The organism is Phytopseudomonas argentinensis, assembly GCF_900113905.1.
Classification (GTDB): Bacteria; Pseudomonadota; Gammaproteobacteria; order Pseudomonadales; family Pseudomonadaceae; genus Aquipseudomonas; species Aquipseudomonas argentinensis.
This window is the reverse complement of record NZ_FORC01000002.1, coordinates 1-11,967: the sequence shown is the minus strand read 5'-3', so window position 1 is coordinate 11,967 and position 11,967 is coordinate 1. Positions and strand designations below refer to the sequence as shown.

8 protein-coding genes and 1 rRNA gene are annotated in these 11,967 nt (G+C 62.5%); 3 read left to right on the top strand and 6 right to left on the bottom strand.

What is annotated here, in order from left to right; genetic code table 11:
• Positions 1–32 precede the first annotated feature (32 nt).
• Complete coding sequence (locus BM154_RS08555; protein WP_074882455.1) at positions 33–1,277, bottom strand: saccharopine dehydrogenase family protein; 1,245 nt, start codon at positions 1,275–1,277, stop codon at positions 33–35.
• Positions 1,278–1,325: 48 nt separating this feature from the next.
• Positions 1,326–2,423, bottom strand: a complete 1,098-nt coding sequence (locus BM154_RS08550) for a carboxynorspermidine decarboxylase (protein ID WP_074882454.1) — start codon at positions 2,421–2,423, stop codon at positions 1,326–1,328.
• Between the two features lie 267 nt (positions 2,424–2,690).
• Here BM154_RS08550 and mksB point away from each other — a divergent pair, with 267 nt between their 5' ends.
• The 3 genes from mksB (at position 2,691) to mksF (ending at position 7,578) form a co-directional block, all read left to right on the top strand.
• Positions 2,691–3,935: an Mks condensin complex protein MksB gene (gene mksB, locus BM154_RS08545; RefSeq protein ID WP_074882453.1), complete on the top strand. Its 1,245-nt coding sequence runs from the start codon at positions 2,691–2,693 to the stop codon at positions 3,933–3,935.
• A 119-nt stretch (positions 3,936–4,054) separates the two neighbouring features.
• Positions 4,055–4,747: an Mks condensin complex protein MksE gene (gene mksE / locus BM154_RS08540; protein ID WP_074882452.1), complete on the top strand. Its 693-nt coding sequence runs from the start codon at positions 4,055–4,057 to the stop codon at positions 4,745–4,747.
• Positions 4,744–7,578 (top strand): Mks condensin complex protein MksF, encoded by a 2,835-nt coding sequence (mksF, locus tag BM154_RS08535; protein ID WP_074882451.1) that lies wholly within the window; start codon positions 4,744–4,746, stop codon positions 7,576–7,578. The genes mksE and mksF overlap by 4 nt, the downstream gene beginning before the upstream one ends.
• A 267-nt stretch (positions 7,579–7,845) precedes the next feature.
• On the opposite strand, the gene BM154_RS08530 is transcribed toward mksF, so the two are convergent.
• From BM154_RS08530 to rrf, 4 genes are all read right to left on the bottom strand, one after another.
• Positions 7,846–10,143: a PqiB family protein gene (locus tag BM154_RS08530; protein ID WP_074882450.1), complete on the bottom strand. Its 2,298-nt coding sequence runs from the start codon at positions 10,141–10,143 to the stop codon at positions 7,846–7,848.
• A complete protein-coding gene (locus tag BM154_RS08525) occupies positions 10,136–10,759 on the bottom strand; it encodes a paraquat-inducible protein A (RefSeq protein ID WP_074885191.1) in 624 nt (207 codons plus the stop codon). Before BM154_RS08525 ends, BM154_RS08530 begins: the two co-directional genes overlap by 8 nt.
• Positions 10,746–11,405, bottom strand: a complete 660-nt coding sequence (locus tag BM154_RS08520) for a paraquat-inducible protein A (protein WP_074882449.1) — start codon at positions 11,403–11,405, stop codon at positions 10,746–10,748. Before BM154_RS08520 ends, BM154_RS08525 begins: the two co-directional genes overlap by 14 nt.
• A gap of 262 nt (positions 11,406–11,667) precedes the next feature.
• Positions 11,668–11,783 (bottom strand): 5S ribosomal RNA (gene rrf / locus BM154_RS08515).
• Between the last annotated feature and the right edge of the window lie 184 nt (positions 11,784–11,967).

Sequence of the window (11,967 nt, the reverse complement as noted above, 5' to 3'; positions counted from 1 at the left end):
CTTTTTTCATGCAGCGACTGCGTAGGCCAGTCTTACAGCGACTGATCCCAGGGACGATCACCATGCTCATCCTTGATACGCGTGGGCAGGCCCATCACGTCGAGGAGCTTGAGGAACGGCTCGGCCGGCAGTTCTTCGACGTTGACCATACGTGCTGCATCCCACTCGCCACGGGCCACCAGCAGTGCAGCGGCTACCGGCGGTACGCCGGCGGTGTAGGAGATGCCCTGGCTGTCGGTCTCGGCGAAGGCTTCTTCGTGATCGGCCACGTTGTAGATAAACACCTCGCGGGCCTTGCCGTCCTTGGTGCCCTTGACCAGGTCACCGATGCAGGTCTTGCCGGTATAGCCCGGCGCCAGGGAAGCCGGATCCGGCAGCACGGCCTTGACCACCTTCAGCGGCACCACTTCGAGCCCTTCAGCGGTTTTCACCGGTTGCTCGGAGAGCAGGCCGAGGTTGTTCAGCACGGTGAAGACGTTGATGTAGTGCTCGCCGAAGCTCATCCAGAAGCGCACGTTGGGCACGTCCAGGTTCTTGGAGATCGAATGCACTTCATCGTGGCCGGTCAGGTACAGGTTCTGGGAACCTACAACCGGCAAGTCGTCGGTGCGCTTGACCTCGAACATGCGGTTGCTGGTCCACTGGGCGTTCTGCCAGCTGTAGACGGTGCCGGTGAACTCGCGGAAATTGATTTCCGGATCGAAATTGGTCGCGAAATACTTGCCATGGCTGCCGGCATTGACGTCGAGGATATCGATCGACTCGATCTTGTCGAAATGCTGTTGCTGGGCCAGGGCCGCATAGGCGTTGACCACACCCGGGTCGAAACCGACGCCGAGAATGGCCGTGATGTTCTTCTGCTGGCATTCCTCGAGGTGTTTCCACTCGTAGTTGCCATACCAGGGCGGGGTTTCGCAGATCTTGCCCGGTTCTTCGTGAATGGCGGTGTCCAGGTAGGCCACGCCGGTATCGATGCAGGCACGCAGCACCGACATGTTGAGGAAGGCGGAACCGACGTTGATGACGATCTGCGATTCGGTCTCGCGGATCAGCGCCTTGGTCGCCTCGATATCCAGTGCATTGAGCGAGAAGGCCTGGATGTCGGCGGGTACCTTGAGGCTACCCTTGGCCTTGACGCTGTCGATGATGGCCTGGCATTTGGAGATGTTCCGTGACGCGATGGCAATACGACCGAGTTCGTCGTTGTGCTGCGCGCACTTGTGGGCCACCACCTTGGCGACACCTCCTGCACCAATGATAAGGACGTTCTTCTTCAATTGTTTCACCTCCAGGGTACTGCGCTCGTTGAGAAAGGTGCTGCGGTATTACGACAGGCTCGACAGGTAATCGTCGAAACCGAATTCACGAACCACCTCGACGCTGCCGTCGAGCTGCTTGACCACGATGGCGGGCATCTTCAGGCCGTTGAACCAGTTCTTCTTGACCATGGTGTAACCGGCCGCGTCGACGAACGACAGGCGGTCGCCGATCTGCAGCGGTTTCTCGAACCGGTACTCGCCGAAGATATCCCCGGCCAGGCAGGATTTGCCGCACACCATGTAGGTGTGCTCACCCTCGCTGGGCGCCAGCTTGGCGTTGAGGCGGTAGATCAGCAGGTCGAGCATGTGCGCTTCGATGGAGCTGTCGACCACCGCCAGGTGCTTGCCGTTGTAGAGGGTGTCGAGCACGGTGACCTCCAGCGAGGCGCTGCCGGTGATGGCCGCTTCGCCCGGCTCCAGGTAGACCTGCACGCCGTACTTTTCGGAGAAGTTCTTCAGGCGCGCGCAGAAGGCGTCCAGCGCATAGCCTTCGCCGGTGAAATGGATGCCGCCACCGAGGCTGACCCACTCGACCTTGTGCAGCAGGTGGCCGAAGCGCTCCTCGATGTGGGTGAGCATCTTGTCGAACAGGCCGAAGTCGCCATTCTCGCAGTTGTTGTGGAACATGAAGCCGGAGATCTGCTCGATCACCGCTTCGATCTTGGCCGGGTCCCACTCACCGAGGCGGCTGAACGGGCGCGCCGGGTCGGCCAGCAGGTAATCGGAGCTGCTGACCTGCGGGTTGACGCGCAAGCCGCGCACCTTGCCCGCCGACTGTTCGGCGAAGCGCTCGAGCTGGCCGATGGAGTTGAAGATGATCTTGTCGCAGTTGGCGAGCATCTCCTCGATCTCGTCGTCGGCCCAGGCCACGCTGTAGGCATGGGTTTCGCCGGCGAACTTCTGGCGGCCGAGCTTGAGCTCGTACAGCGAGCTGGAGGTGGTGCCGTCCATGTACTGCTGCATCAGGTCGAAGACCGACCAGGTGGCGAAGCACTTGAGGGCCAGCAGCGCCTTGGCACCGGAGTGTTCGCGCACATAGGCGATCTTCTCCATGTTGCCCAGCAGCTTCTGTTTGTCGATGAGGTAGTACGGCGTTTTGATCATTGCGCAGTCCGTAATAAAGGTCGGCCAACAGGAGCCCGCCAGCCTCCTGAAAAAAGCGGACGCGAATTGTGCCGACAACGGCCACAGATCGAAAGGCCGTTGAGCATATTTTGTCCATTTACGGATATTTCATGGCGTATTGCCCACCATGAGCCGGTGATTCGCCGCCGAGCATGCCGCGCGCGGATGACGCCTGCGTGACAATGCAGGGGCGGGTCGGTTTCCCGTACAATCGGCGTTTTTTCGCAAGCGAGCGACCGTCCCGCGATGATCGACCCCAAACGCGTATTGCGCGCCCTCGCCGAGCACTGGGCCCTGCTCGAACCGCTCGGTGAACGCTTCGACGCCGGCACCCTGAGTCTGGTGGAGCTGCGCAACCAGCTGACCGCCCAATTGCCGCCGCAAAGCACGGCGGTGGATGTCACCGCCCTGCTCGACCAGTGGATCCGCCTGGACATCCTGGTGCCGGTGGCCAAGAGCCCCAACCGCTTCGAGCTCAACGCGCAGATCCACGACTTCCTGTCCTACCTGCGCCGCGAACACCGCCTCGGCCTGTGCCTGGAGATCGAAGCCTACCTGCGCCACCTCGAGCGCCTGGCCGGCTATATCCAGGACGCCTTCGAGATCCGCGACGGCAACGACCTGGCCCGCCAGCTGCGCCTGCTCGACATGCGCGTGCGCGATGTGTTGAAAAAGCTCAATAACGACGAGCAGGCGCTGATCGGCGTGGCCGAGCGGGCCAAGACCAGCGACCGGCAGATTCCCCTGCGCCAGCGTTACGCCGAAGTGCTCGCCACCTGGGACGAGTACGTCGAGCCGATGATCCAGCTGGTCGCCGCCGATGGCGCCTTCGAGCAAGGCGTGCGCCGCGTCGAGCAGGTGCTGCTCAAGCTGCTCGGTGAGCAGCAGCGCCTTGGCCAATTGGTCGACGACGACCTGCTGCTGCGCACCCACGCTCGCATCCTGGAAATGCAGACCAGCGCCCAGCTGACCCTGCGCAAGGCCCGCGAACTGCTGCTGCCGCTGCGCGAGGAAGCCCGCCGCCACAACGCCGTGACCCGTGGTGCGGCGCTGGCCCTGTCGGTGATCCGCAAGAAAGGCATCGACGCCGTGCCGCAGGCCGCCATGCCGCTGTTCACCCGACCGCAGAGCAACTTCCTCGGCAGCGCCTCCCAGGTCGAAGCCTACGTTTATGCCCTGGCGCGCTTCGAAGCCAAGCCCAACCACTTCCCGAAAGCCACCGGCAAGCGCAAGGGCGACAACCCGAGGGCGCCGAAAACCGCCCGGGAAATGATCGACCGTTGCGAGCAGTCGCTGCCGTTGCCGGACCTGATGACCTGGTTGCTGGAGCAGGAACCCGAGGGGGCCACCGACGAGTTGCTCTACTGGTTCTCGCGCCTGTCGCGCGAAGGGCGCTTCCAGCGTGACCGCCTGGAACGCCAGACCTACCTGACCCGTGAGCATGAGATCAGCATCAGCTCCTATGCCCTGGTGGGCCGTCCCAGTGTCTGATTTTTACGTAGGGTGGACCGGGGCGCGCAGCCAACGCCGTCTTTTGTCCAACTTATTGATTGCCATGCGGTGGACGGATAAAGCGTCGTCCACCCTACGACTGCCCGTGAGCATGACGCATGAACATTGATTTGAAAGAAATGACCCAGCTAGCGGCCGCGTTCCGCGACCTGTTCAAGGGCTACCACATCTCGCGCAGCGAGCCGGAGTGCTACGCCCAGCTGTCCAGCATGCAGGATCAGTATCGCGCCCTGTTCCGCGCCCTGGGCTTCGAGCTGGTCTGCGATCCGCGCGGCTTCTACTATTTCGTGCCGGAGCAGGCCGCGCCCCAGGTCAACAAGACCGCCCAGCGCCTGGCGCTGTTCACCTTCATTCTGGTCGAGCACCTGGCCGACCAGGGCCGTGACCCGCTCTCCGTACTCGATGGCGGCACCATCGGCCGCGACGAGCTGCCAGCGCTGCTGGAGAAATACCGCGACCTGTTCCTCCAGGCCGAAGTCACCACCCACGAAGAACTCGAAGACAAGGTCATCCGCCGCCTCACGCAGCTTGGTTTCGCCGAGGACAGCAACGGCGTGTACCGCTTCCTGCCGCCTATGCACCGCTTCCTCGACGTCTGCCTGTCGGTGCAGCACGACCGCGACCTGGCCGCCAGCCTGCACAGCACCGACCTGCCGCTGCCGGCCCCGGTGCTGATCGACGACGACAGTGGCGACCCGATCATCAGCCTCGATGACGCCGAAGAATCCGAAGAAGAGGCCATGGCCCGCGCCATGGCCGAAGAGCGCGCCGCACAGGAGCAAGACGCATGACCCAGGAACGCTACGGCATCCGCCGCTTCGCCCTGCTCAATACCGCCGGCTACAGCCTCGGCCTGTTCCCCCTGGAAAACCCGCTGTCGGTGTATGGCGCCAACAACCTCGGCAAATCGGCGTCGATTAACGCCCTGCAGTTCCCGATCCTGGCACGCATGTCGGACATGAGCTTCGGCAAGTACAGCCTGGAGCAGTCGCGCAAGTTCTACTTCGCCACCGACACCAGCTACATCCTCGTCGAAGTCGCCCTGCCCCACGGCCCCCACGTGATCGGCGTGGCCGGTCGTGGCCCGGGCGGTGGCTTCGGTCACCAGTTCTTCGCCTACCAAGGCGAGCTGGACCTGGACCACTACCAGCAAAACGGTACCTGCCTGCGTCAGCGCGAACTGTTCAAGAACCTCGGCCAGGCCGGCATCACTGCCTACGAGCTCAAGCCTGACGAACTGCGTCGCCTGCTGGTCGGCGGCCACACCAGCATCCCGCTGGACCTGACCCTGATACCGCTGCGCTCGACCAGCGAACAGAGCCTGAAGACCTTCCGCGCCCTGTTCATCAACCTCCTGCACATGCGCGAGATCACCGCGGCGAAGCTCAAGCAGTTGTTCCTCGATGCCTTCGAGCACAGCCTGCGCTCGGGCAGCGTCGATTACATCGCCGCCACCGAGGAAGCCTTCCGCGACGTGCGCCGCATGGAGCAGGACTACCAGGCGCTGGTCACTGCCGGCCCCTTGATCGAAGCCCTGGCATCCGGCGTCACCCAGCGCGAACAGCTGCGCGGCAAGCTGCATCGCCTGTCGCCACTGCTCGACAACCTGCTGGGCACCTGGCACGACTACGCCGATGCCCGCAAGGAAGAACTGGTGATCCAGGCCGAACACTACCGCGGCGAGCAGGACAGCCTGCAGAACGATCAGCGCGGCGGCACCCAGGAACTGATGCGCATGGAGCGCGAGATCAGCGAGATCCAGCGCTGGCTCGGCGAGCTGGCGGTACTGAAGAACCGCTTTGCCCTGATCGATGACGTCAAGGTTCTGGAAGCCCAGCTGCTGGCTGCCAAGGATGCCCACGACGAACTGGCCGGCGCCCTGGCGCAGTCCCGTCAGTTCTCCAGCGAAGACCTGGACGAACGCCTGCGCGACCTGGAAAAACGCCTCAAGTCGGTCAAGCAGCAGCTCGACCACGCCGACAACAACAGCTACTCGCGCCTGCGCGAAGAGTTCTCCCAGGCCGACGTCGATCGCCTGATGCGACTGTTCAACGGCCAGCTGTTCAGCCTGCCGCTAGGTGAGAAAGGCATCCAGCTCGACGAGGGCGACCTGTGGGTGAAATCCCTGGAAGCCATACTCGACGGCTTCAAGGGCGAGCGCTTCCAGGTGCCCGGCCTGGACATCGACCTGTCCCACATCGAGCCGCCGGCCCTGCAAGCCCTGGCCGACCGCGCCGCCCTGCGCGACCAGAAGGATCGTCTCGACCGCGAGCTCAAGCAGCTCAAGACCCAGCAATCGGTCGCCGCCGACCGCGCCGCCAGCAAGGCCCAGGCCGAGCAGCTTTATCAGGCGGTACTGGATGCCCAGAAGGCCCTGGAAGACTTCCGCAAGAGCCAGACCCTGGCCGCCGAGGAGCCGCAAAAGCTGGAGAAACTCGCCCAGCTGGAAGCCGCTCAGGACGAACTCAAGCGCGCCAGCGATGCGTTCACCGAGCGCGTGCAGCAGATCTCCGCCAAGCTGCAGCTGATCAGCCGGCAGATCGGTGACCTGGAATCCAAGGAGCGCACCCTGGAAGACGCCCTGCGTCGTCGCCAACTGCTGCCCGCCGACCTGCCGTTCGGCACGCCGTACATGGAGCCGGTGGACGACTCCCTGGACAACCTGCTGCCGCTGCTCAACGACTACCAGGACACCTGGCAGGCGCTGCAGCGCATCGACGGGCAGATCGAGGCGCTGTACGCCCAGGTGCGGCTCAAGGGTGTCGCCAAGTTCGACAGCGAAGACGACATGGAGCGCCGCCTGCAACTGCTGGTCAACGCCTATGCTCACCGCCAGGACGAAGCCCTCACGCTAGCGAAGGCCAGACGTGCGGCAGTGACCGACATTGCCCGTACCCTGCGCAATATCCGCAGCGACTACGACAACCTCGAGCACCAGCTGGCGCTGTTCAACCGCGAGATCAACAAGCGTCAGGTCTCCAACCTGCAAAGCTTCCGCATCGTGCTGGCACCGAACAAGGATGCCCTGCGCCATATCGACCAGATCATCCACAGCGCCGGCCAGTACGAAGAAGGCGAAACCCTGTCGGTGTTCGACCTGCAGCAGAGCAGCGAGCAGGACGTCAAGAACGAGGAGGCCAAGGAGTACCTGGCACGCCTCGTCGCCGCCAACGGCAACCAGCTCGGTCTCAAGGACCTGTTCGAACTGGCCTTCGAGATCACCAAGGTGCATGGCCAGCCGGTGATCCACACCGACATCGATGGCGCAGCCTCCAACGGCACCACCATGACCATCAAGGCACTGACCAATATGTACCTGCTGTTGCATCTGATGGATCGCGACCAGGCCGGCCGGGTGCGTCTGCCCTACTACCTCGACGAGGCAGCGGACATCGACGAGCGCAACCAGCAGGCGCTGATCGAAACCAGCCTGCAGCTCGGCTTCGTGCCGATTCTGGCCTCGGTAAAACCCCAGGTGTCGGCCACCGTGGCCATCGACCTGGAAGGTGGCAGCGGCCCGAACGGCATCTACATCGACGAAGCGGACTGGAAGTACATCAAACGCCGCGAGCAGGCTGCAACAGCTGCCAGCAGTGAACAGGATGCGGCCGAACTGGCGTAATCCTCGCCCTGTAACGCAAAAGGCCCGCGGAATACGCGGGCCTTTTCTTCTCACACTAATTGAAGGCTCGCGAGCTAGAGTCCTGCAAGGCCCAGGCGGCCCCACAAAAACAGGCGAGGAAGCGGCCGGGGTCGCGGGCGTCTGTACTTTTGTACATGAGCATGACTCGCTTCGCTCACCCTTCGGGCCGCGCTAAAGCGCGTTAGCCGCAAGCGGCTGCCCGAACCTGTTTTTAATGCCGCAGGGCCGACGCGCAGCTGCCTTCACTCACTTGGGTAAGTTGATTTTCGGCGCCCACTGCAACCACTCCGGCTGCGCCTCGTCGAACAGCGCAAAGGTCTGCCCCGGGACCGCTGCATTGCCGGTCGGCTCTGGTGTCGCGAAGGCCACGCCACCGGCGACCAGTGTCTCCACCGACTCGGTACGCACCTGAAGGCCTTTGAACAAGCCGAAGTCGACGCCGAACCCGGAGCTGCTCCAGAAGCGGCTACCGGTATGCACCAGGCTGGAATAGCGCGGCTCGATAAGGATATGGATCAGCACCCGGTCAGCCGTGGCGCCCAGCTCATACTGAGTGACCTTGCCGACCTGCACTTCTCGATAGGTCACGGGTGAACCAGCCTTCAACGAGCCGCGACGCGGAGCACTGAGCACCAGGCGCAAGCCTGGCTCTTCGACCACCTGCTCGGGCGCCTGCTTGAGCGCCACGAAATCGGTCTGTCGACCGCTGCCCTGACTGGACGGCTGCACTTCGATGTACTGCCCGCCAATCAGGGTATCCAGGTTGGCAGCGCCGGCCAGGCTGATCTCGGGCTTGACCACCCAGAAGCGCGAACCGGGGCGCAGCACCTGTTGCGCCGCGGTGGTGATGCGCCCATGCAGCATCACCGCCTGCAGGTCACCGGTCAGCTCGACACGCTCGATCTTGCCGACCTGCAGCCCCTTGTAGCGAATCTCGGTACCTGGCGAGAGACCATCGCCGCGCTCGACCCGGATACTCAAGGTGTCGCCGCGCTGCAACGATGCCTCACGATCGGCGTAGAGGTTGAAGCGTTGCACGCGCTTTGCCTCGGCAGGCGCCTTGAGGTCATCGGTCTCGAAGGCGATGCCGCCCGACATCAGGGTCTGCAGCGACTCGCTCTTGACCTCGATGCCGGACAGGCCGCCCTTGAGGGTGATGCCGCTGACATTCCAGAAGCGCGTGGTGCGGTTCACCAGAGTGGCGTACTCGGGCTCGATGTGCACGCCGAGCACCACCTGCTTGTTGTCGCGCGCGAGCTGGAAGCTCTGTACCGAACCGACCTTCATCTGCCGGTAGAGAATCGGGCTGCCAACGTCCACCGAGCCGAGGGTGTCGCTGAACAGCACCAGGTGCAGGCCCTCGGCGCCGAGATCCAGCGGTGGCGCCTTGGTGCGGGCGACGAAATCACGGCGTGGTGGCCCGCCCAGCTCGCCCGGGCGAATGGCGATGTAGTTACCCTTGACCAACGCCTCCAGCCCGGTGATGCCGGCCAGGGAGATCGACGGCTTGACCACCCAGAACTGGCTGCCCTCGACCAGGTAGTCCTCGGCCAGCGGGTCCATGGCCAGTTCGGCGGTGGCGCTTTTCAGATCCGGGTCGACCTTGAGGGTCTTCAGCAAACCGGCCTGAATACCCTTGTACATGACCGGCGTACGGCCAGCCTGCAGCCCTTCGAAATCTGTCAGCTTGACCACCGCCTTGATACCGGCCTGGGCAGCATCGAAGTCCTCGTAGAGGCGGAAGGGTTTGCTGGGGTCGGTAGGCGGGCTGTCCTTGCGATGCTCCGGTGTGGCAAAGGCGATACCGCCGGCCACGATGCTGGCCAGCGACTCGCTACGGAACTTGACCCCCGAGAAGTTGGCGTCGACGCTGATCCCACTGGCGTTCCAGAATCGCGTGTGCTTGCGCACCAGATGGGCATAGGCAGGCTCGATGAACACCTTCACTTCCACCGACGCCTGATCCGCAGCGAGTTCGTAGTCCTTCACCCGGCCAACCTGGATCTGCTTGAAGAACACCGGGCTGTCGCGATTCAGCGACCCCAGTCGCTCGGCCTTCAGGGTCAGGTGCAATCCCGGCTGCTCATCGGACAGCGGCGGCGCCTGAGCCAGGGCCTGGAAGTCATAGGCCGGCTCACCGGTGCCCGGGCTGAAGGCGATATAGTTACCCGATACCAGCGTCTCCAGCCCGGTGATACCGGCCAGGCTGACGCTCGGTTTTACCAGCCAGAAGCGGGTGCCGGTACGCAGCTGCGGCTCGATATCCTTGTTCATCTCCAGCGTGGCGATGACCCCACGCTGCTTGTCGCTCTTGTCCAGGGTCAGGCTGCTCACTTTGCCGATCGACATGCCCTTGTAGACCACTTCGGTCTTGCCGGCCTCGATACCTTCGCCGCTGGCAAACACCACCTGGATCTCGATACCGGCTTCGCTGTAGGCACGCCAGGCGAGCCAGCCGCCGATCAGCAGTGCGATCAGCGGCAATACCCAGATGGCAGACCAGTTGGAAGCCGGACGCGTCCTGGCGGTGGGCAGATCATTCATGGTCGTCATCCGATTCCGTGTTATCCCAAATCAACCGTGGGTCGAAGGTCAGTGCTGCCAGCATGGTCAGGATCACCACGCTGGCGAATGCCACCGCTCCCACACCCGGTTCGACGCTGGCCAGGCTGCCGAACCGCACCACCGCCACGAGAATGGCGATGACGAAGATATCCAGCATGGACCAGCGTCCTATCCATTCGATGAAGCGATACATCAAGATGCGTTGCCGGGCCGACATCGGCTGGTGTCGCTGTACCGAGTACAGCAACAGACCAATGCCGACCAGCTTGAAGGTCGGCACCAGGATGCTGGCCACGAACACCACGATGGCGATCGGCGCCATGCCGTTTTCGACCAGGGTGATGACGCCGGACATGATGGTGTCCGGCGCCCCCTTGCCGAAGGAGTTGACCGTCATTATCGGCAGCACGTTCGCGGGGATATAGAGGATCGCCGCGGTGATCAGCAGGGCCCAGGTGCGCACCAGGCTGTTGGGTCGGCGCTCATGGATGCGCCCACCACAACGCGTACAGAACTGTCGTTTCAACTCGGGCTGGTGGCGGTTGAGCTGGTGACATTCATGGCAGATGATCAGCCCGGCATCAATGGCGCGCACGGACATCCTCCCCAGCCAGCGCTTCCCAGATCTGGTGAGGCGACATGGTCACCTCCAGCCAGACCTGTACCAGCAATAGCGCAATAAAGCAGAACAGCCCAAAGCCGATGGACAGCTCGGCAATATCCGCCAGCTTGACGATGGAGACCAGAATGCCGATCAGGTAGACCTCGAGCATGCCCCATTCGCGCATATGGTGATAAATGCGGTACAGCAGCAGCCCATAGCCGCGCCCTACCTTGAGACAGATGCTCAACAGCACCAATAGCTGGCAGAGCAGCTTGAGCAGCGGAACCGCCATGCTGCACAGGAACACCACCACGGCAATGCTCTGCATGCCGCTGTCGTACAGCCCCAGAACCCCGCTCCATACCGTGTCATGGGACGTCTGCCCAAGCATGGTCATCTGCATGATCGGCTGGAAGTTTGCGGGGATATAGAGAAACAGCGCAGCCAGCACCAGTGCAAGGCTGCGGCGTATCACCTGGGGGCGGTGGTTATACAGCTCATAGCCACAGCGGGGGCACTCGACGCGCTCACCATCGGCAATCACCGGCCGGCGCATCAGCAGATCGCACTCATGGCAGGCGACCAGCTCCGTCAGAGGAACATCAGCTAACGACTGTTGAGCGGCCGACTCGGGCATGGATGGAGTTCTCGAAAATATCGACCATTCTAAATGAGACCCTGCAAGCAACGCACCGTTATACCGATTATCTGCGCGACAAACATTACCCCAGCGTTACGTCGGCCCCAACGGGGTTGTGCGGCGGCTTAGGTAATTGCGGCTTACTTTGAGCATCAAGGTTGAACAAGCGATAGCCTGATCGCTCTCGGCTCCGTTCTTTTTCCCGGCCCATAAAGACGAAACCCCAGACCTCTGTCGAGATCTGGGGTTTCTAGTAGAAGCTTGACGATGACCTACTCTCACATGGAGAAACTCCACACTACCATCGGCGATGCATCGTTTCACTACTGAGTTCGGGATGGGATCAGGTGGTTCCAACGCTCTATGGTCGTCAAGCAAACTGGTTGCTGCTTCGGGGTTTAGCCGCTGCAGCGAATTGGGTATGTGATGTCAGTTGGTATTACGTGTTCTCGCAAATTTTCGGCATTACTGTCGACTTCAACCGTCTAACAGCCAAATTGTTTGGGTGTTATATGGTCAAGCCTCACGGGCAATTAGTACTGGTTAGCTCAACGCCTCA